The 22,603-nt window shown below is 39.7% G+C and carries 16 protein-coding genes; 11 read left to right on the top strand and 5 right to left on the bottom strand.

Going from position 1 to position 22,603, the window contains the following annotated elements:
• Positions 1 to 38: 38 nt before the first annotated feature.
• The gene (locus RMX98_RS27765) at positions 39 to 1,670 is read right to left on the bottom strand and encodes an NHLP bacteriocin system secretion protein (protein ID WP_322679600.1); all 1,632 of its coding nucleotides are present in this window, start codon (positions 1,668 to 1,670) and stop codon (positions 39 to 41) included.
• Between the two features lie 54 nt (positions 1,671 to 1,724).
• Positions 1,725 to 2,750 carry a cyclic nucleotide-binding domain-containing protein gene (locus RMX98_RS27760; protein WP_322679599.1) on the bottom strand — a complete coding sequence of 342 codons (1,026 nt, stop codon included), beginning with the start codon at positions 2,748 to 2,750 and terminating at the stop codon, positions 1,725 to 1,727.
• Positions 2,751 to 3,482: 732 nt separating this feature from the next.
• On the opposite strand from RMX98_RS27760, the gene RMX98_RS27755 reads away from it, so the two are divergent.
• The 8 genes from RMX98_RS27755 (at position 3,483) to RMX98_RS27720 (ending at position 14,577) form a co-directional block, all read left to right on the top strand.
• Positions 3,483 to 4,571 carry a hypothetical protein gene (locus RMX98_RS27755; RefSeq protein WP_322679598.1) on the top strand — a complete coding sequence of 363 codons (1,089 nt, stop codon included), beginning with the start codon at positions 3,483 to 3,485 and terminating at the stop codon, positions 4,569 to 4,571.
• A gap of 67 nt (positions 4,572 to 4,638) precedes the next feature.
• Complete coding sequence (locus RMX98_RS27750; protein WP_409881615.1) at positions 4,639 to 5,091, top strand: chemotaxis protein CheW; 453 nt, start codon at positions 4,639 to 4,641, stop codon at positions 5,089 to 5,091.
• A gap of 7 nt (positions 5,092 to 5,098) precedes the next feature.
• A complete protein-coding gene (locus RMX98_RS27745; protein ID WP_322679596.1) occupies positions 5,099 to 6,421 on the top strand; it encodes a CheR family methyltransferase in 1,323 nt (440 codons plus the stop codon).
• A gap of 39 nt (positions 6,422 to 6,460) precedes the next feature.
• On the top strand, positions 6,461 to 8,050 hold the full coding sequence (locus RMX98_RS27740; protein ID WP_322679627.1) for a methyl-accepting chemotaxis protein: 1,590 nt from the start codon (positions 6,461 to 6,463) through the stop codon (positions 8,048 to 8,050).
• A gap of 15 nt (positions 8,051 to 8,065) precedes the next feature.
• A complete protein-coding gene (locus tag RMX98_RS27735) occupies positions 8,066 to 8,815 on the top strand; it encodes a chemotaxis protein CheW (RefSeq protein ID WP_322679595.1) in 750 nt (249 codons plus the stop codon).
• 14 nt (positions 8,816 to 8,829) lie between these two features.
• On the top strand, positions 8,830 to 11,880 hold the full coding sequence (locus RMX98_RS27730) for a hybrid sensor histidine kinase/response regulator (RefSeq protein WP_322679594.1): 3,051 nt from the start codon (positions 8,830 to 8,832) through the stop codon (positions 11,878 to 11,880).
• A gap of 3 nt (positions 11,881 to 11,883) precedes the next feature.
• A complete protein-coding gene (locus RMX98_RS27725; RefSeq protein ID WP_322679593.1) occupies positions 11,884 to 12,909 on the top strand; it encodes a chemotaxis response regulator protein-glutamate methylesterase in 1,026 nt (341 codons plus the stop codon).
• A gap of 141 nt (positions 12,910 to 13,050) precedes the next feature.
• Positions 13,051 to 14,577 (top strand): adenylate/guanylate cyclase domain-containing protein, encoded by a 1,527-nt coding sequence (locus RMX98_RS27720; RefSeq protein ID WP_322679592.1) that lies wholly within the window; start codon positions 13,051 to 13,053, stop codon positions 14,575 to 14,577.
• Between the two features lie 253 nt (positions 14,578 to 14,830).
• Here RMX98_RS27720 and RMX98_RS27715 read toward each other — a convergent pair whose 3' ends face one another.
• From RMX98_RS27715 to petN, 3 genes are all read right to left on the bottom strand, one after another.
• Entirely contained in the window at positions 14,831 to 17,956 is a 3,126-nt protein-coding gene (locus RMX98_RS27715) for a GAF domain-containing protein (RefSeq protein ID WP_322679591.1), read from the bottom strand.
• Between the two features lie 153 nt (positions 17,957 to 18,109).
• Positions 18,110 to 18,256 (bottom strand): hypothetical protein, encoded by a 147-nt coding sequence (locus RMX98_RS27710; RefSeq protein WP_409881617.1) that lies wholly within the window; start codon positions 18,254 to 18,256, stop codon positions 18,110 to 18,112.
• A gap of 22 nt (positions 18,257 to 18,278) precedes the next feature.
• On the bottom strand, positions 18,279 to 18,368 hold the full coding sequence (gene petN / locus RMX98_RS27705) for a cytochrome b6-f complex subunit PetN (RefSeq protein WP_012408302.1): 90 nt from the start codon (positions 18,366 to 18,368) through the stop codon (positions 18,279 to 18,281).
• Positions 18,369 to 18,624: 256 nt separating this feature from the next.
• On the opposite strand from petN, the gene RMX98_RS27700 reads away from it, so the two are divergent.
• From RMX98_RS27700 to RMX98_RS27690, 3 genes are all read left to right on the top strand, one after another.
• Entirely contained in the window at positions 18,625 to 20,517 is a 1,893-nt protein-coding gene (locus RMX98_RS27700) for an ATP-binding protein (RefSeq protein WP_322679589.1), read from the top strand.
• A 161-nt stretch (positions 20,518 to 20,678) separates the two neighbouring features.
• On the top strand, positions 20,679 to 21,941 hold the full coding sequence (locus RMX98_RS27695) for a sensor histidine kinase (protein WP_322679588.1): 1,263 nt from the start codon (positions 20,679 to 20,681) through the stop codon (positions 21,939 to 21,941).
• A gap of 125 nt (positions 21,942 to 22,066) precedes the next feature.
• Positions 22,067 to 22,495, top strand: a complete 429-nt coding sequence (locus RMX98_RS27690; RefSeq protein ID WP_322679626.1) for a hypothetical protein — start codon at positions 22,067 to 22,069, stop codon at positions 22,493 to 22,495.
• Positions 22,496 to 22,603 lie beyond the last annotated feature (108 nt).

Raw genomic sequence — 22,603 nt, 5'->3', positions numbered from 1 at the left:
TGTGAAGCGGATTAAGACAGGAGATTTTGAATTGTGAATTACTTCATACCTACCAATTCTTGAAGTATCGGGAGAACAAAGGTAATAGGCGCTCTTTGTTCAATAGTGACACGGACGGAAGTCGTAGTACCTGTAGTGATTTCAGACTCAGGGCCTTTAGATGATGACCACTTGTAACCGCTAATGGTACTGGAATCTCTAATTAAGTCAGCATTGACTTGAATAGCCGCACCATTCTGACCAATTAAGCTCATCACTACTTCTGGATTACCAATTAAAGAAGTTGCTCCTTCTTTGGTTACAGGAAAAGGAGAAACATTAACAATTTTGCCAAGAATACCGCCAAATCGTTCTCGTTGCACTGTATCAGGAGTAATGGAGATGGACATTCCAGAACGGATTTGTTTACCATCTTTAATCGGGAAATAAGCTGTCATACTAGGAGCCTCGTTATCACTTCCTGTTCTGAGAGTTCCTAAGCGAGTGCCGGGTTGAACAACTTGGCCAAGAGTAGCAGTTAATTCTAAAACACATCCGTCTTGACTACTTAAAATTTGGCTATTTTGGGTAATTTGTTGTTCAAGTCTGACAATTTCTCGGCTGACTTCTTGAATTTCCTTATTGCGCTGATTTCTGCTTTCAAGACTTTCTTGAGCTAGACGTTTTTCTTGGGTTTCTAGTTCTTGCAGTTTACCTTGAATATCACTAATCGAACCCAAATTGTCTAAATATTCGCGCTCTGTTTTGGTATTTTCTAAAACCAGTTGTCGCAACTGCGCTTGAATTTCGCCTGTTGTCCGCAGGTTTTGTAAGTAGCTTTGTTCTGTTTGCGTTTCGTTGACATCGAGTTGTTTTAATTCTGCTTCTAATTGAGCTACAGTTTGAAGTCCCTGTTGATACTCTTGTTCTGCCTGCAAAAATGAATCTGTGGCGATCGCTCCGATTTTCGCTAATTCACGGCGCTTCTGGAATCTTTCTTGAAATATGGGAATTAGGCTTTGAGCATCTTTTAAACGTTGTTTGATGCTAATTCGTTGTTGCTTCAGAGCTGTTAATGCCTTATCTTTAAGTATTGGGGTAAGGCTTTGAGTATCTTTTAAACGTTCCACAAGATTTGTTTGCTGTTCTCGAATTGCATCTAAACCTTTTGTTTTCAGTACAGGAGTAAGTGAGCGAGAATCTTGTAAACGTTTTTCTAGGGTTGTGCGGGAAGCTGCGATCGCATTTTTTTCTAACTGCATTCGCTGATTAGACAATGACAATGAATCCTGAGCTTGTATTTGTAACTGTTCTAATTTTCCTTTTGTTAGTTGTAATTGCTGTTTCAGATCAACTGGATCTATCATTGCCAATACTTCATCTTTCTTGACGCATTGCCCACTTTTGACGTACAAAGATTTCAATTGTCCAGGAATAGAAGATTGAAAATCAACAACTTGTCGGGGTTGAATTAATACACCCCGCCCATCTACGTTGATGGGAATGCGTCCAAAAATACTCCAAATTAAGCCAATAGTTGTTAAGCCGCCAAAAACCATCAGTATCAGCCAATCTTTTGAATTAACAACCTGCATCAGTTGATCCAAGCGCTCTGGAGAAGATAAACGCTCTACAGACTCTTGGCGAAAGATACCTTCTTTTTCTTTACTTTTATCTTGATTGGAAACCATTATTGTTAGTAGTAATTAGTAAGTGAGTTATGAACTTCTCCAGAATCCATCTCTCTAGTGCCGGAGTTGTTGAATCATCCATTCAAAACGTTTACCTGCGATCGCTGTTCCTTCCAGTAAGTCCATATCGAGTTCGTCTTCGGCTTCAATATCATCGGATAGCAACTCCAGACTGGTGTTGCTAAAGTTAGCTGCACTGCCTCGCGAGAGTAAATCTAAGCAACGATTAGACAAAATCAAGGCAAGAGAGCGATAAAAACGACATGCAAATCCCCTATCTTCCTGAAACTTTACAGATAGGGCGGCTTGTGGTAATGCTAAAACTAAAGCATTTTCCATTGTTTTAACACTTGCTGAAGCAACGCCCCCATCAACGAAGGACATTTCCCCTAAGATTTCACCCTTAACGCGCTGCGCTACTTTTTTCTCTTGCCCTGAGCCATTGTTATTAATAGTGACATAAATGCCGAGCATACCTTCCAACAGTAGATAAACGGCTGGAACTGCTTGCTCCTGCTGAATTAAAACTGTTCCTAATCCTGCCTTTGTTAACACTCCATTGCTAATCATCCAGGAAATATCACTATCATTTAAAGTTGCAAACACTACCAAAACTTTTCTTAATGGTTCTCCTTCTTTAATATTTTGAGTTGCCATTAATTTCGTTAATTTACGTAACCGTTCAGATAAGTTAATCGCCAGGAGATGGTAAAAACGGGCAGCAAAATCTTTATCACTCTCTAATCGGTCTGTCAGTTTTTGTTTAGGTAAAACTAAAAGCTCTGAAGTCTCAGCAACCTTCACTGTTATAGGTGCTAATTGTTGGTCTAGCAACAGTGTTTCTCCAATTACTTCACCAGCAGAAAACGTCGTGAGTTGTTCCTGACTTGTTGCTGAAGGAGATAAAGTAACTGCTAGATTACCACTGATACAAATATATATAGATGAGGTAGACTTACCTTCTTCAATCAATACCGTTTCTGGTTGGTAAGTTTTATTTTGCCCAATTGATTCAAGCCAATCGAAATCACCCTCTTTGAGAGCGCGGAAAAAAGGAAAATCTAAAAGATTTGTTTTCATGGCACTTTGTTCTACAAGATACAATCTCAAAAAAATAGTCTAATTTACCATTTACGCACTGAGTCTGAAACCTTAATCCTTTTGAGCAAGCCATAAAATAGGAGAATGTCTATAGACCTCTTTTTAAGGTGTTGAGGGATCTAATTGTGTAACTTGCTTATAATTTACAGCATTGTTTAGACGATACCGACACCAAACTGTATTCAAAGGTTTGAACAGTTGTTCCTATAAGGCTTTTCATCAAGAAAAGATATCTGTTTTTCTCGAATCATAACAAGCTACTTCTTGGCTAGATTATGAATGAGATCATTTATATGTTCTACAAATATACAAACTAGTTTTGGGATTTATTTCAAAATCCCAAAGTCTGTTTTTGTACGCTTCTAAGCTATGTTCTCTAACACTTAAATAACAACCGAAAAATTACTATATATATACTACTAAAAATCAAAATATATTTGTTTTATACGTATATTTACTGAAATAAGTAAGTTTATATGACATCTATTTACAAAAATTATACAATGATTCCACTATATATAAGGCTGTTTAGTTTCAAAATGTCACTGAGAACAAAGGGAATTTATGTAAAAAATTTTTTTATTGAGTTTGTGATACTGGCATTAGATATGGGAACAATAAAGTAGGCAACAGCTTAGTTCGGGAATCACTGAGAATATCTGTTATCAGCCATCAAAGTTTCCAAAATAACACGGATTAGGAGAGTTAGTATTGTCTATACGTGAGCGACTAAACCAAAATAATAGGTACTTTCAAGAAGATTTAGAAGATAACTCAGCTTGGCTTCCTAGCAGCTTTGCAGAAGTGGTTGCTAGAGTCAAAAACTTTACACTTGGAGAGTTTGATCGCGAAGTTATTCAAAATCAGCTTTACTACCATACTCGTGAACATCTAAATAATGTACAGCGCCGAGCAAATGCTATTTTTCAGGTAATCTGTCCTTATTGGCAAGCGTCACTAGGTAAGGAAGTTTCACCAGAGTATATTACACGCATAAATCTACTGCTAGAACTGTGTGCTGTTGCTCATGACATGATTCAGATTTTTGTTCCCGAAATCCAGCCTCATACTTCCAGACGGCGTGAACCAGGAGTAAGTGAAAATCTAACCTTTGAAAAATTATTGAATTACATAAAAGGAGTAAATCAGCAGTTAAAAGAGCATTGCCTTGATGATTCTATCCTGTTTACAGATGCAGATATATCGATGATTCAAAATGCTATTCAAGCTACCATCTGCATCTATGATCTATCTGACCAAGGTATTTATCAACCTGTCCTTTATGAGCAAAACAAAGATTTATCTGTAGTGGCTTGTATCATTGCGCTTGCAGATATTGGTTCATTAGGGATGGATGGAATTGCTGCTTACAACCAGGAAGGCAGCCTGCTTTTTTTAGAAGAAAATCCAGACGTCATACCAGTTATTTTAAATAAAATAACTGCAACTTCATCTGTGAATGATCCACAGCTTGATGAGAATATTCGACAACGCCTTTTAAAACGCGCCCGTTTTCAAGTCAGTTTTGCCAAATCTAGACTCATGCGTTATCCCCAAGAAATTGCCAACCTTCCAAAAGAAGCAATTCCAATTTTGACTTGTGAAGTTTTCCAACATTTAAATTTTCAGACAATTCAAGAAATTGAATTAACCACACCTACAGATGAAAATACATCTTTAGAAGAGTTAATTAATTTTTTTAAATTAGAAATGGTCATAGGAAATGAGGAATTGGGACTAGAAATTGGAAATGGGGAATGGGTAACAGAGAATGATAAATGGATAATGGGAGATGATTAAAAGTAATCAATAAGATATAGTTAACAATTCCTAACCACAAATTAATAATTCCCAATTGCTTATGTTAATGCTACTTTTCTATATCGGCAAAAATGTGTATGCAATAGAAAGCTCTTATGTAGTAGAAGTAATTCCGAGAGTAACGTATAGAGAAGTGCATCATGTACCAAATTATGTAGCTGGGTTATTTAATTATCGGGGTGCAATTGTTCCAGTTATTGACCTTTGTCAGTTAATTCAAGGAAAATCAAGCCAAGGCAATCTGAGTACACGCGTCTTTATTGTTAGTTATCCTGCTCAAGAATCTGACAAATTTAAGTATGTTGGTTTGATGGCGGAACGAGTCATTAAAACAGTAAAAAAATCAACAGGCGAATTTTTAGAATCTGGTATTCAAACAAGTGAAGCACCCTATTTAGGCAAAATGATTATGGATGAAGAAGGGATGATTCAACATATTAACTTAGAGAAACTCCTTAATATTTTGAGGCAAATTCATTTATTAGAATCTGGAGTATAGTGTACAGATGTACTTAACAGATATTGAAAAATTGTTAAGCAAAAAAATTGGTGTTGATTGTAATATTATTGGTTCGAGAAAAATTGCTAAAGCCGTAGAGAGCCGATGCTCTGTCTGTAATTTAAGCGACCTAAAAATTTATCTCCAGCTTTTACAAACTTCCCCAGAAGAATTTACGGAACTAGTTGAACTAATAGTTGTTCCAGAAACATATTTTTTTCGCGATCGCAAATCATTTGATTACCTGATAAACTTTGTGCGATCGCAGTGGTTAACTAAATCCAATCAGTCTTTGCTTCGTATATTAAGTGTACCTTGCTCCACTGGTGAAGAACCTTATTCAATAGCGATCGCCCTCATGGAAACGGGTTTATCCACCTCACAGTTTTGTATTGATGCAATTGATATTAGCAAACAGGCGATCGCTAAAGCACAGCAAGGAGTTTATAGTAAAAATTCATTTCGGGGTGAAGTGTTGGTTGATCGAAACCGCTATTTTCAGCAAACAGCAGAAAAATATGAAATTTCCTTGTCAGTGCGAAATGCAGTGAATTTTAAGCAGGGAAATCTGATAAATTCGTTTTTTAATGTGCAACTAAAGTATGATGTAATCTTTTGCCGTAACTTGTTGATTTATCTGGAAGATTCTGCCTGTACTGAGGTCTTAAAGACTCTGAATCGTCTATTGTTGCCAAATGGATTACTCTTTGTTGGTGCTGCTGAAACCGCAAAAGTTCCTAGTAATCTCTTTGCCTCGATTCGCCAACCTTTCACAGTCTATAAGAAGAAGGCAGAAGGAATGAACAGTAAGAATTTGTATCATTTACCAATTGAAAACTACCAAGCTGAAAATATCGAATTAGGCAATCAACAGAATAATCAAGCTAGAAAGGTACAACCTGAAAGTTTTTTTATTCCTTCTATTTCTTACTCAGAAAACCTGCTAGAAAATACCTCATTTTTGGCAACCATCCCCAGCGATTCTGTTTCTGAAGCTTCTTTGAAAGAAACTCAATCTATCCAAGAAAATAGTTTAAGTTTAGAACTTGCTAAACAATTGGCTGATGGAGGGCATCTAGAAGCTGCAATCAAACATTGTAATGAATATTTGGAATGCGTATCTTCGACTAATGCCCAAGCTTATACCTTGCTGGGAACACTGTATCAGGCAAAAACTAACTATGTTCAAGCTGAAGAATTTTTCCGAAAAGCGCTTTATTTAAATCCCAGTGATTACGAAGCATTGACGCACCTTGCCCTTTTAAAAGAACATCGTGGCGATTTTGTAGGTGCATCCATCCTAAGAGAGCGAATTCAGAAGCTACAGTAAAACTTTTAACTATCAAAATGACAAGACAGACAAACAATGATGGTGAACAACGTGTTTAAAGATCATTCCTTACAAGGTCGGATCATGACTGCCTTTTTGTTTATGGGGGCATTGGTTCTGATTGTGGCACTAGTTGGTTTAGGTGCGACTTTTCGCTTGAGTAGCAATATTGATACTTTAAGTAATAATAGTTTGCCAAGTATGATAGGGTTGTGGAAAGTTAATGAAGGACAAACCCAAATTGAATCCTCAGAACGGGCTTTATTAATCGCGGGATTGAGCCTACAAGAACGACAAGCTGAATTAGCGCGAATTAAGAATGCTTGGGATCAAATTGACGATGGATTTAAGCAATACGATACCGCTCCCCGAAGTGCCGATGAAGAGAAAGTCTATAAAAAACTCCAAGAAAATTGGAGTAGGTGGAAAAACGATCATGAAGAACTTCTCAAACTCAATCAGCAATTTGAGAGTTACGGAATTTTTCATCCATTTAGCAGGGAAGTAGAACTTCTGAGCCAGAACCAAGCAGCTTCTCCAGAAATGGCGGTTGTTAAAAAAGCGGCAAATGCTTTAACTCAACTGCGCGATCGCGCCAAAACAAATCGCGTTACATTTGAAGCTGCAACTGGCTCAATCTTAGAAGACTTAAAAATCAATGAAAATGTTGCTACCCAAGCTGAAAAAGACGCAGAACAAGACGTTAATCAGTCAAAATTGTGGTCTATCGTTGCAATGCTACTAGGGCCTACAGTTGCCATTGTCTTAGGACAGTTTCTTAGCAAATCTTTAATTCGCCAGATTCAAAGGTCTGTCGTCCAAATTACCACCTCTACCACTCAGATTGCCGCATCCGGTAAGGAATTAGAGGCTACGGTTGCAGAACAGGTTGCTTCCACCAATGAAGTCACAGCGACTGCTTTAGAAATTGCCGCCACCTCTAAAGAACTGGTAAAAACGATGGATCAGGTGGCAGGAATGGCTAAAGCTACAGCGACTTCAGCAAACCATAGCCAAGATGAATTAGGAAAGATGGAAACCGTGATGCGACAACTCACTGAGGCTACTATTTCCATCTCTTCCAAGCTTGGTGTGATGAATAATAAAGCCAGCAATATTAACAATGTGGTGGTAACAATTACCAAAGTTGCGGATCAGACTAGCATCCTGTCGTTAAACGCCGCAATTGAAGCCGAAAAAGCCGGAGAGTATGGCGCAGGTTTTGCCGTCGTTGCTAGAGAAATTCGGCGGTTGGCTAATCAGACTGCTGTCGCCACACTGGAAATTGAGCAAATTGTTAAAGATATGCAATCAGCAGTGACAGTGGGCGTGATGGAAATGGATAAATTCAACAAATCGGTGAGCGATAGTGTTGAGCGCGTCAGCAAGATTAGTTATCAAGTTGCCGAAGTAATTAATAAAGTACAGAGTCTACCTCCCAGGTTCGAGCAGGTGAGCCATAGTATAGAGGAGCAATCTGAGGGCGCACACCAAATTAGTGAGGCAATGGGACAATTGAGCCAAGCCTCCGAGCAAACAGTAGATGCTTTGCGTGAGACTAATAACGCCTTAGAGCAATTAGATGACGCTGCTAGAGGATTGCGGAATTCAATTTCCTCTAGGAATTAATAGAGCAAATGACTAATGAGTAACGATTTAGATAATTCATCTGCTGGCTTGAGCCAAATAATTGATCGTCCCGTCTTAAATGATTGCTGGAATCAAATTGGTGTAATGGGCGATCGCTCCTGTACAGAGCTTAAAAATGTCATTCATTGTCATGAATGTCAAGTTTTTGCTGCGGTTGGGGATAGTTTGTTAGAACGCGAACCACCAGTTAATTATGTAGACGAGTGGATTAGTGTATTAGCAGAAACACCCATTGATGAAGAAACCCAAAATAATGAAACCATCATCAAGACAGCAGAAGCTATTTCTGTGATGATTTTTCGGCTGGGGAATGAGCAATTAGCTTTAAGTGCTAAAGTTTTGCAAGAAGTTACTCATCCCTGTGTCATTCAACCTCTACCCCACCGGAGCAACGAGTTATTTTTGGGATTAGTAAATATTCGGGGAGAAACTTTGCTTTGTGCATCCCTGAGCCATTTATTGAACTTAGACTTAGAATCAACAGAAGAAAATTCCTCAACTACCAAATCTGTAAACACCCAGCGAATGATGGTAGCAGGAAACCAAAATGATAAGTGGGTGTTTCCAGTTGATGAGGTTTATGGGATTTACCGCTTTCACCTCAACGAGTTACGAGATGCACCTGTTGTCATAGCCAAAGCTGCTCAATCCTACACCCAAGGCATCATTAACTGGCAAGGCAAGAAAGTCAATTGTCTTGACTCGGAATTATTGTTTTACACCCTCAATAGTAAAATCTTGTAGTGGGTGCAGATGAGATGAATAATTACAATCTATTAGATTTATTTTGCCAAGAAATCGAGACTCAGGTATCTATCCTGAAAGAATCTCTAACTGCACTTAGAACGCAACCATCTTCCCTAACTGATCTAGAACAAGCAACTCAAGCAGTACATTCTATTTGGGGAAGTGCCAAGCTTGTCGAAAGGGAAGCGGGTGCTAATTTAGCACAAATTATGAAGGAGTGCTTTATTGCCGCACAAAATAGTACTATTACCCTCGGTGATGAACAAATTGATCTTTTACTTCATAGCTGCCATTTACTCTTGAGTATTGGCAAAGCAGCAGAAGTAGAATTTGCACGTTGGATGTCAGAACATTCTTGGGAACTCTCAACAACTCAAAAAGCTCTCTCAATTTTTTTGGCATCTGGAACAACAAATATATCTTTCCAAAAGCCAGAAAATCAAGAGGGAATAACAAGCATTCTCTCCCCTGTATCATCTCCTGCCACTTCCTCATCTTTGGAGTTAGCAGCAATTGCAACAGAGACAGTCAGTCAATCATCTATTAGTTCTCTGCAAGAGCCAGAGGAGCCGAAAATAAATTTTTCACTTAATACTTGGGAAGAAGCACAGAGTATATTTATCCCTAACACTTCGGCTCAAGAAATCGCTCCTATCACTGTTGCTGCATCCGAGAAGTTAACTACTAGAGTGAGCGATGACGGTTCCATGATGGATTTGTTTCGCTTGGAACTAGAGACGCAGGTTAATCTCATGAATCAGGGATTACTGGCATTGGAAAACAATCCTAAATCTGCCCAAGCATTAGAAACTTTAATGCGAGCAGCTCACTCAATAAAAGGGTCTGCTAGAATTGTTGCCCTTGATGCAGTAGTCAATTTAGCTCACGTTATGGAGGATTGTTTTGTTGCAGCCCAAAATAAAAAAATTACGCTGAATTCTGACCACGTTGATATTCTCTTGTCAGGAGTAGATTTATTACAAGGTATCAGTCAAGTAAGTAATGCAGAGTTGCCTAATTGGTTGGCTAATCAGAATGCAGTTTTTATGGAGACACAATTAGCAGTGACTGCAATTTTGAATCCGCAAGCTGCACCTTTACCAGCAGGCGAGGTGAGTCAGAAAGAGGCGAAAACAGAAATATCTGCATTTGTATTGCCAAGTTTGAGCCAAGTTACTCCAGAACTAATTCCATTAGCTGCTGCATCCTTAAATCAGTCTCCTTCATCAACAGAGTTTTCTAATCATCAACAGGTATCATATTCTTCCCAGGAAAAGAATCTGCCATCATCAGCAACATCTGCATCAGAACAAACCCCAGCACAAGATCGGGTAGTCCGAGTAAGTGCAGAAAACTTGAACCGGATTATGGGTTTAGCTGGAGAATCTTTAATCGAAGCTAACTGGTTACAACCCCATGCAGACTCGATGATGTCCTTAAAATGGCGTTTGGTAGAGTTGTCGAGAACTTTAGAAAGATTACAGAATACTCTTGATCAGGGCAATTATGAACAAGATGGAAAACAGTATCTAGAGGAAGCAAGGCACAAAGAAGAGGAGTGTGTTAACTTGTTGAGCGATCGCCTGAATGAATTAGAATTATACGCTCAACGAACGGCAAATTTATCTGACCGTCTTTACCGGGAAGTGATTACTTCCAATATGCGTCCGTTTGCAGATGGTATCCAAGGTTTTCCTCGGATGATTCGTGATTTAGCACGCAAGTTAAACAAGGAAGTCAAGTTAGAAATTGTCGGCAAAGCAACATCTGTAGACAGGGACATTCTTAAGAAGTTAGAAGCACCTTTGACGCACATCTTGCGAAATGCTACCGATCACGGAATTGAGTTACCCCAAGAACGAATAGCAGTCGGAAAGCCGTCTGAAGGCACAATCCGCTTAGAGGCATTTCATCGTGGAGGGATGCTAGCAATTACTATATCTGATGATGGACGAGGTATTAATCTAGAAAACTTACGTCAAAAAATTATTAATAAAAACCTTGCAACTTCAGAAATGGCGGCTCAATTTACAGATGCAGAATTAATGGAGTTTCTATTTTTACCGGGTTTTTCCACTGCCAAGCAAGTAACAGAGATTTCTGGACGAGGTGTCGGGTTAGATATTGCTAAGAGTATGGCGCAGGAGGTAGGAGGAACGGTACGTGCTGTATCCCACGCTGGAAAAGGAACGAGTTTTCACTTTCAACTGCCGCTAACGCTATCGGTTGTGCGAACGCTGTTGGTAGAAATTTCTGGCAACCCCTACGCTGTTCCCTTAGCCAGAATTGAGCAAATTGTGACAGTCGAACAATCGGAAATTGCGGAGGTAGAAAATCGTCAATATTTTACAATGAATCAACAAAATATTGGATTGATCGCTGCCCATCAGGTATTAGAGTTACCCAAATTTCCAGATTCTTCTGGCTCGCTTTCAGTAGTTATAATTAGTGACCAAGCTAGTACCTATGGATTGGTAGTAGACAAGTTTCTCGGTGAACGCGATTTAGTTGTTAGACCCCTTGACTCCCGCTTAGGTAAAGTGCGAGATATTAGTGCAACATCTTTATTGGGAGATGGCTCACCTGTTTTAATTGTAGATGTCTCAGATATGGTGAGGACAATAGATAACATTCTCAATATCGGACAATTAAATAAAGTTAGGGTAGAAACAGCAGCAGCAGTTTTAGATAAGCGTCAGAAAATTTTGGTGGTAGATGATTCAATTACGGTGCGGGAAATGGAACGTAAGCTGTTGGAAAATCGTGGTTACAACGTCGATATTGCTGTCAATGGCGTAGAGGGGTGGAACGCTGTACGTACCAACCACTACGATTTAGTGATTAGCGATATTGATATGCCCCGGATGAATGGTATTGAACTGGTGCGGCAAATCAAAAGTCATCCCCGCCTACACTCGCTGCCTGTGATTATTGTCTCCTACCGCGATCGCACCGAAGACCGCATTCAGGGTTTGGAAGCTGGTGCTGATTACTACTTGACAAAAAGTAGTTTTCATGACTCGACCTTGCTTGATGCTGTAGTCGATTTAATTGGTCGTTAATTTATGAGAATCGCGATCGTTAACGACTTAACAATTGCAGTCACAGCATTACGCCAGGTATTGCAGACACATCCTGAGTATCAAGTAGTTTGGATTGCCCGTAATGGTGCAGAAGCGGTTACTAAATGCATTCAGGATACACCCGATTTAATCTTAATGGATTTGTTGATGCCCGTAATGGATGGGGTAGAAGCAACGAAACAGATTATGCAAAATTCTCCCTGCGCCATTGTTGTAGTCACAGCTAATACCGAGCAGAATGTCGCCAAGGTGTATGAAGCAATGGGTTACGGCGCAGTAGATGCAGTGAATACACCTGTTGTAGCTGGCTCAGATAAAGCACAGAGCGAGAGTCAATTGTTAGCTAAAATCGCTCGGATTGGCAAAACGCTAAAAAAATCTCCCGTCAGCACAAAGACAAAGTTACCGACTCCATCTGTGAATTATGAACGACAAAGTGATTTATCTTTGACAGTTCCTTTAGTAGTTATTGGGTCATCGACGGGAGGGCCAAAAGCTCTAGCAACTATTTTATCAAAGCTACCTGCTAATTTTAATGCAGCGATCGCCATCGTCCAACACGTTGATGCCCAGTTTTCGACTGGTTTTGTGGAATGGTTAGACCAGCAAACTCCATTATCGGTCAGATTGGCCCAAAAGGGCGATCGCTTCAGAACGGGAACTGTAATAGTAGCAGGTACTAACGATCATCTATATTTAAAGCCAGACTTAACTCTGGCTTACACTAAAGACCCAGTTGACTATCCTTACCGTCCATCGGTTGATGTATTTTTCAAAAGTGTGTCTCAACACTGGAAGCGTCAGGGAACAGCAATCTTGCTTACTGGTATGGGACGAGATGGTGCTGAGGGATTAAGTGCTTTACGACTGCGAGGTTGGCAGACAATCGCCCAAGATAAAGCAAGTTGTGTGGTGTATGGTATGCCGAAAGCGGCTGTTGAGTTAGATGCTGCTATGGAGATACTACCACTAAATGATATTGCTACAACCTTGCTGAAAAAAATTTAAATTTCTCTCCATCGCCGATATGTAAGCGACTTCCAAATTAAAAAACATCCAAAAATCTCATATCTCTTCTTTCTCCGTAACCTCTGCGCCTCTATGGTTCGTTTTCTTAAATAAATTATTTCTGGGAAATCCCTAACTTGTATGACATCTACAATAGACGAAAAAATAACTGTTTTACTAATTGACGACCAATCAATAATCGGTGAAGCCATTTCTCGAATTTTAGCTGTCGAACAAGATATTGTATTTCACTATTGTAGTGACCCCACACTTGCTCTCAAGGTAGCTAAAGATTGTAATCCAACCGTTATTTTGCAAGACCTTGTGATGCCACAAATGGAAGGATTACTGTTAGTACGTTATTTCCGCTCCCAAGATTCACCTACATGCAACATTCCGCTAATTGTCCTATCCAGTAAAGAAGAACCAGTCATCAAAGCGAAAGCATTTGAATTAGGGGCAAATGACTATCTGGTAAAGTTGCCTAACAGCATGGAGCTAATTGCCCGTATTCGCTATCATTCCAAAGCGTATATAAATTTTCTCAAACGGCAGGAAGCAGAAGCTCTGTTTAAGCAGGAAATTATGCGTCAAGCAGCATATATTGAGGAGGTAGATCGGGTAACATCTGCGGCTTCTGATGTAGAACGCGATGCCTTTCAACCTGATAAATTAGCAGAAGTTGCTAAACGTAGCGACGAGTTAGGACAACTAGCACGAGTTTTTACTAATATGGTTAAAACCGTTAAATCACGGGAGAAAGAATTAATAACTGCTAATACTCAATTAGAATCTCTTCTCAAAGCTTACGGGCGATTTGTCCCTCACGAATATTTACGATTTTTACGAAAAGAAAAAATTACAGATGTTCAGTTAGGCGACCATGTTAGCAAAGTTATGGCAGTGATGTTTAGTGATATTCGTTCTTTCACAACCATCTCTGAAAATATGACTCCTCAAGATAATTTTAACTTTGTTAATGCCTATCTGAAGCGCGTCAGCCCAGAAATTCGCTCTCATTACGGTATTATCGTCAAATTCTTAGGTGATGGAATGATGGCAGTTTTTCCTGAAGGCGCTGATGATGCAGTAGCGGCTGGTGTTGCTAAACAAAAACGGGTTCATGAATACAACGAGCAACGTCTAGAAAAAGGTTACTTACCTCTACAAGTTGGTATTGGGATTCATGTTGGACACATGATGTTAGGGATGGTAGGAGAAGAAAACCGGATGCAGGGAGATGCTTTTTCTGACAATGTTAATTTAACCGCTAGACTAGAAGGATTAACTAAGTTTTATGGTGTATCTTTGCTCATTTCTGAGCAAACTTTAGAGCATTTAAGTAATTCGGCAAAATATCAAATTCGGTTTTTAGATCGGGCAGTTGTAAAAGGGCGAAATGAGCCTATTTCTGTTTATGAAATTCTGGATGCAGAAATTGATGAAATAAAATTCTCAAAGCTCAAATCTCAGCCTGATTTTGAGCAAGGATTAGAATATTATCGTCAAGGAAATTTTGAACAAGCTAAAGTTTTTTTTGAAAAAGTTTTAATGATCAATCCTGCTGATAAAACTGCTGATTTATATCGTGTGAGAGTGAATTATCTTTTAGAATCGGATAATATTTTAGATAAATGGGATGGAGTTTGGCGTTTTACTGAGAAATAATTAATTATTATTTGTGTGTTTGACAATTAAATTTTTATGGAACACAATAGGCAGCAATAAGATATCTATTCCACTAAGCGTAGGGTAGGCATAGCATCTTGTCAAGATTACACTCTTGTGAGAAAAGGGTAAAGTAGAAAACCTTTACCACTTTTCCCGACTTCTGCAAGAAGTTATTTAAAATATCGTAGGCGGTATTCCTATGGAGAAACAAGCTACGCATAGTGGATGCAACAAAAGGCATCGCTAACCCCTATATTGTCAGTTTTATCGGGATTTCTATCCAGAACTCACAGCCATTACCAGCTTCAGAAACACACTTGATATTACCACCGTGTTTTTTCACAATAATTTGGTAGCTAATTGATAACCCCAAACCAATACCTTGGCCAGGTTGTTTGGTGGTAAAGAAAGGTTCAAAAATGCGCGATCGCATCATCTCTGGAATCCCACAACCATTGTCAGCAATCCAAATCAGAATACTATTCTCTTCTGTTACTTCTGTACGAATCCAAATTTTAGGATTATCAATTTTTTTTCTACTAGTTGTTGAGTTTTCCAGTGCATCGATCGCATTGTTAAGAATATTCATAAACACCTGATTCATTTGCGCTGGATAGCAGACTACTGGGGGCAATTCACCATATTGCTTAAGTACCTCAACAGCAAAAGAATTAGTCTCTGGTTGCAGTCGATGTTGTAGAATTAGCAAAGTACTGTCGATGCCTTCATGAATATCTACTGGCTTCATTCCTGTTTCGTCAAGCCGAGAAAAGGTTCGCAATGACAAGACTAATTGCGAGATCCGCTCTGCTCCCATCTTCATTGAAGTCAGAATTTTCGGCAAGTCATCACTAATGAAATCTAAATCCAATGCTGCTACTTGTTTTTTAATTTCGTCTGTTGTCTTAGGATACTGTTTTTGATAAAGGCGCAATAATTTAAATAAATTTTCGGCATGTTCTGTAACATAAGTGATGTTGCCGTAAATGAAACTAATCGGGTTGTTAATTTCATGTGCTACACCAGCAACTAACTGCCCTAAGCCTGCCATTTTTTCACTTTGAATCAACTGGCTTTGAGTGTTTTGTAATTCTTTAAGAGTCTGGGTCAGCTCTTCTTTTTGACATTGAGTTTGTTCTAGTAATTCTGCTTGCTGAAGCCCTACCCCTAACTGAGTACCAATCTGCATTAGCAAATCTACTTCATCTTCTTGCCAATCACGGGGTTTGATATTTTGATAAGCTGCCAGTAATCCCCAGAGTTTCTCGCCCTGAAAAATTGGCACGATTATATATGCCCTAGCCTGCATTAGCTCAAGCAAGGCAATATGACAGATAGAATAATTAGCGCCGTAAATATCTTTAATGACAATACTTTTACCATTAGCAAAGTTTTTCCCTTGGGTTTGTTGCAAGTAATCATCTGTAACTACAGGTATAATTTCCCTTATTGGTGTCCAACCTGGGGCTAAAGACTCAGCAACAAATTCGCCACTCCAATCCGTCCGAAATCGATAGATTGTCACTCTCTCAACTTCCAATAGCCCCCGGACTTCTTCTGTAGTAGTGGCAAAGATGGTGCCAATATCAAGAGACTGGCGAATTTTCTCTACTGTTGCGGCTAAGGCCTTCTGCCTTTCGGCTGCTTTTCGTTCTCGTTCGGCGGCTTTAGCCAGTTTTTGGGCTTGCACTTGCATCTGTTTCAAGGACTCAGCTTGCTGTAATGCTACCCCCAATTGAACGCCAACTTGTGCCAATAAGTTGATTTCCTCATCTTGCCAATAACGGGGCTGGGAATTTTGATAAGCTACTAGCAATCCCCACAGCTTCTCGCCCTGAGAAATGGGGACAAAAACTTCATTACGTGCATACTTACCCGCTTCCTTTCCTTGCACAAGAACGCGTTCTGTTACTGGCTGCGGTTTAACCATTGGTGTCCAGCCATCAACAATAGAATCAGCGACAAATTCGCCACTCCAATCAGGATAGAAACGGTAAATTGCTACTCGTTCCACTTCTAATAGCCGTCTGACTTCTTGAGTAGTGGTTTTAAATATGGTTTCAATTTCCAGAGACTGACGAATTTTTTCTACGGTGTTCGCCAACGCCCTTTGCCTTTCAGCAGCTTTGCTGATATCTGCTGCTTGGATCTGTATTTGTTGGATAAATTCCGCTTGTTGCAAAGCCACGCCTAGTTGAGTACCCACTTGGGTAAGCAAGTAAACCTCATCTTTCTGCCAATCACGGATTCCAGCATTTTGGTAAGCTGCTAGCAATCCCCAAAGCTTCTGACCGTGGTAAATGGCAATGATCGCATAAGCTCTTGCCTGATATATCTCTAAGATTTTAATGTAGCAATCGCTAAAGCCTGAATTGTAAATATCATTACAAACACGATACACTTCACACTGACTGAAGCTACCACCCTCTGTATCTTGTAAGTAGGTATCAGCGACTGGAGGTTTAGCTAAATCTTTGGCGCTACATTCGCTGACGTTCTCTTTCAATTCCGGCCGTTGCGACTGTTCATCTATTAGGGAAACCCAACCCTCTGTCACTGATTCAAACACGAATTCACCACTCCAATCGGGATTGAAGCGATAAATAGCCACGCGGTCAGCATTTAGCAGCCGCCTAAGTTCTGCGGTGGTTGTGTGGAAAATGTTTTCCAAGTCTAGAGACTGACGAATTTTCTCAATAGTTATGGCGATGGTTTTCTGCCATTGGGCTGCTTTTTCTCTGGCTTTTGCTTGTGCTAGTTCTGCTGATTGTAGTTTTACTTGTTCGACGTAATCTGCTTGCTGCAAGGCAACTCCCAGATGTTCAGCGATTAATTGCACAAACTCAATTTCTGATGCTTCCCATTCGCGAGGGCTACTACACTGATGAATACACAGCAATCCCCATAAATCTTTACCTTTGATCAAGGGGGCAGTTATATTAGCACGTACTTGGAATTTTTCTAAAATCTGGATGTAGCAATCACTAGCATTAACTTGATAAATATCAGCTATTGCTTTAATCCGACCTTGCTGATAAAGTTCTGCAAAATCTTCAGCAAAGCAATGGTCGCGCAACTTGGCTGCTAGTGCCGAATCCCATTCTGTTGCTACATCTTCATAAATAAATTCCCCTTCCCATGCCAAATCAGGATAGAAACGAAACACGCCAACCCGATCGCTTTTCAGAAGCTGACGTACTTCAATGACTGTAATTTTGAAGATCGCGTCTATGTCTAGAGACTGGCGAATGCGGGCAATAACTCCAGATAAGGCTTTTTGTTGCTCATTCTGACGTAAGGGGGATGTCACATCTAAATGAGATTCTTGCTTTTCTGAATTTGGTTCTATGGGTTGAGTAGTAAAGGAGTTTTCCATTCCCAGTGGGACTTTAAATATTGAAAGTCTTCTATTTCATGATTCCCGTTGCAATCGCAAAGGTAACAGTTATTTTCTGGGAATGCCAAAAAAACAATGTAGGGACACGATAGTATCGTGTCCCTACAAAAAGATTGTTCAACCACAAGCAAATTACCGCCGCTTAGGAGTGGCGCTGCGGGTGGTGCGTTTTTCTTCTTCTTGGCGACGGCGATCGCGCCAATCTGCCACGGTCAAATAACCAATACCACCAGTGACTACTACGAGCAGCACTACGGCTACTATTGTTAAAATACTCAAAAATGGACTTTCCACAATGCCTCTACAGTCCGTTACGTCCCCACACTACCATTGCAATTGACCAAGTGAACACAACTAACAGCGATACCCAACCTAGTGTCAAAATCTCCATAGTCCCAGTTTTCAAATAATTACAAAAGGTTTCTAATATTTATCATACAGGGATTGGGCAGGCTCAGATTTTTTTATCAATCACATTGTAAGTTTGTGGACAGTCGCCAAAAAGATACCATATTTTATTGCTACGCTAGTACTTTAAGTAATGATAAAGACGAATGTAAAAAAGTAGCGATCGCGCTTGTCCACTTGATGCTTTGGGAATACTAGGGTTATGCGTAAAGATTTACAATTTACCAACCCCTAGTATCATGCCGACATTTTTCAACTATCCTTTCCACTCTAATGGTTTTATTCCCCACGGACATTGTTATCTCTGGCAAACTGGTTTAGTTTGGCTCCACATTATTTCTGATGCCACAATCGCGATCGCCTATTATTCTATCCCCTTCCTACTGATTTACTTTATCTCCAAGCGCAAAGATGTTCCTTTCAATGGAGTCTTTTTGTTATTTGGTGCTTTTATCATTGCCTGCGGTACTGGACATTTGATGGATATTTGGACGCTTTGGTATCCAGACTATTGGATTGCAGGTGGTTTAAAAGCTCTAACTGCCATTATTTCGATATATACGGCATTTGCGCTATTTTGTCTCATGCCTCAAGCTCTAACACTACCCAGCCCAGCCCAGCTAGAAGTTATGAATCGAGCGCTTTCAACGGAAATTGTAGAGCGTAAACGCATCGAAAAAGAACTACGCCAAGCACAGGAAGTCACTCAAAACTCCAGCCAAGCCAAGAGTGAATTTCTTGCCAATATGAGTCATGAGTTACGCACACCTCTGAATGGGATTCTGGGGTATACACAAATCCTCCAACGCACAGAATCTTTGAGTGAGAAAGGACGCAAAGGAGTCAGTATCATTTATCAATGTGGTTCTCATCTTTTAACCCTAATTAATGATGTCCTGGATCTCTCCAAAATCGAAGCCCGAAAACTAGAATTGTATCCTGTTGATTTCTACTTGCCTGCTTTTATAGATAGCGTGGTTGAAATTTGCCGTATCCGGGCAGAACAAAAGGTCATTGCATTTCATGTCGAACTCGATCCTGATTTGCCAATCGGCCTTCATGCTGATGAAAAACGCTTGCGACAAGTACTGATTAACTTGCTTAGTAATGCGATCAAATTTACTAATCAAGGTAGTGTCACCTTCAAAGTTCAAGTGATTGGTCAAGAATCAAACGCCAATGGAAAAACTAACTATAAAATTCGCTTTCAGGTAATAGATACCGGCACGGGTATAATCTCTGAACAAGCCGAGAAAATCTTTCAGCCCTTTGAGCAAGTGGGAAATCAGAAACGACAATCTGAAGGTACAGGCTTGGGGTTAGCAATTAGCCAAAAAATTGTTTTGTTGATGGGTGGTCAAATTCAGGTGGAAAGTAAATTTGGGAAAGGTAGCACTTTCTGGTTTGAGGCAAAATTCTCAGAATCTAAAGACTGGGCCAAGGTTTCTAGAGTGATTGAGCAGGGAACCATTATTGGTTATCAAGGAGAAAGGCGCACCATTTTGATTGCGGATGACAAGTGGGAAAACAGATCAGTAATTGTAAATTTACTAGAGCCTGTTGGGTTTACTGTTGTAGAAGCTAGTCATGGTCAGGAAGCATGGGAACAGGCTCTACTCTACAAACCAGATATAATTATCACTGACCTAGTAATGCCTATATTGAATGGATTTGATTTGATTGAACGTTTGCGTCAGTCTGAGCCATTTAAAGAGATTGCGATCATCGCTTCGTCAGCGAGTGTGTTTGCAATCGACCAGCACAAAAGTATTGATGTAGGTGCAGATGCATTTCTACCAAAGCCTGTAGAAGCTGAAACGCTACTAGACATCCTCCGACAATTTTTGAAACTGGAATGGATTTTTGACCTTAAGGTAGACGCAATCAAAAAAACCTATGCAGTTAGTTGGGAACAACCAAATGAGATGATTTATCCTGCAAAAGAGGTTTTGCAAGAATTACTCGAACTGACGCAAGACGGCGACATTCAAAAAGTTTTAGAACTTGCCGAGGAACTTTCCAAATCTGATGAAAAATTAAGCACTTTTTCCCAGCAAATTGTCCAGCTTGCTAGTAATTTCCAAATCAAACGTTTGGAAAGTTTTATTGTAAGTGTTCAGGAGTCAAAATAAATGAGACAACTTATAAAAGCATTTCAAGACTAGTTACTAACTAGCTATGCTAATTATATTCTGTTAGCGGGAGCGGGGCGTTTAGCCCATTCTGACTCTTGAATTCTTTTATTCAACAATACATCAATTAATTTAAGTTAATTTTCAATTTAAAATTCATCATGGGTAAAACTGCAAATAACGGATTTATTTTGATTGTGGATGATAATCCGACAAACTTATCTGTCCTGTGTGAAGCGCTCAATAGTGAGGGTTTTCGTTTCCGTGTTGCAGTCGATGGAGAAACTGCGATCGCTCAAGCTGAACGCAATCAACCAGAGTTGATTTTGCTCGATGTACAAATGCCCGGTATTGACGGATTTGAAACTTGTCGCCGCCTTAAAGCCAATCCTGTTACCCAAAACATTCCGATTATTTTCACCACTGCCTTAGCGGATACGGAAAGCAAAACTAAGGGATTCTCCCTTGGTGCAGTAGATTATATCCCTAAACCGTTTGCACAAGAGGAAGTCATTGCTAGAGTGCGTGTGCATTTACAACTCAAACAATTGACTGAATCTTTGGAACAAAAAGTTAGCGATCGCACTAAAGCTTTGCAACAAGCCCAAGTCAAACTAGTGCAGCAAGAGAAACTATCAACACTCGGAGAGTTAATTGCTGGTATTGGCCATGAAATCAACAACCCCATCAACTTTATTTCTAGCAATATTCCCCCCTTAGAAGAATATATTGCAGGAGTAACCAAGTTGCTTCTACTGTATGAACAAGAGTATCCAAACCCAACAACCAAAATTACCACTGCTATTAAGGAATTGGATTTGAACTTCGTTCTCGAAGATATAGGAAAAATTTTGAACTCACTCCAGCTAGGAAGCGAACGAATTCAAAACCTTTCTAATTCACTCCGCAACTTCTCTCGCTCGGATAGTGATACAAAAATACTTGCTGATTTGCACCAAGGACTAGATAGTACACTGATGATTTTGCAACATCGCCTCAAGGCTAATGGCGATCGTCCCGGCATTGAAGTTATTAAAAATTATGGAATATTACCTGAGGTAAACTGCTATCTAGGGCAGATGAATCAAGTATTTATGAACATTTTGGCAAATGCAATTGATGCTCTTGATGAAGCTATAACCCAAGGCAAAATTAACAATCTAATGCCTCAGATTAAAATTACAACAGAAATAAATTCTGAACAATTAGTCGTAATTTGCATTGCTGACAATGGGCTTGGTATTCCTGAACGCCTAAAACAACGCTTGTTTGAGCCGTTATTTACCACAAAAACCGTGGGAAAAGGCACTGGGCTTGGTTTGTCGATCGCCTATGAAATAGTTGTAGAAAAACACAAAGGTGTATTAGATGTGAATTCTCAACCAGGTATGGGAACCGAGTTTATCATCAAAATTCCCACTTAAGAGCAGTATTGAATTAATTAGAAAACCACTCTAGCATTTATCATACTGAAGACTAGGGAAAAATTTTCCCAATATCCAATCCCTAATTTCTATATAGAGTGAACGTAACTTTAGATCCTCAACTGATGGCAGAACGCCTAGAATCCCTAAAAGCTGGAATAATTGGGGGATTATCTGTGTGTTTTGCTTCGGCGATCGCCAGTCTGTTGAATACTTTAGTATTGGCAAAGTATTTTCAGATACTCGTATGTCTGCAAAGCGATCTTAACTGGCATTTGTTAGTAAGTGGTGCAGTTGCAACTTTTACTGGTTTTTTATTTGGTGTCACCTACCGTTATATCATCCGCTCCGATCAAAATCCCCAACTCAAAACTGGTGGCGTGTTAGCCTTTGGCTTGGTGCGCGGATTAACTCAGATAGAACTTGGGTGGAATTTTAATAGCACAATTTGGCCTTTTTTGGTGTTGGCGGCAGAAAGTTTATTGTGGTTTGCGTTGGCTGCGATCGCTCTTAATATTGCTATTAAACTTCGTTGGGTTAAACCTTTTTCATAAATCTAAATTCACTTTCCCTAAGTTCTTGTTTAGAGGTTGTTTGAAAAGTGGTTGGCTGTGATTTTAGGCACTTATTGATCCCCCCAACCCCCCGATAAATTGGGGGGC

This window comes from Nostoc sp. DedQUE02 (assembly GCF_034531035.1).
In the GTDB taxonomy this organism is placed as follows: Bacteria; Cyanobacteriota; Cyanobacteriia; order Cyanobacteriales; family Nostocaceae; genus Nostoc.
The sequence above is the reverse complement of the archived record's forward strand: the minus strand, read 5'-3'. Positions and strand labels throughout refer to the sequence as shown.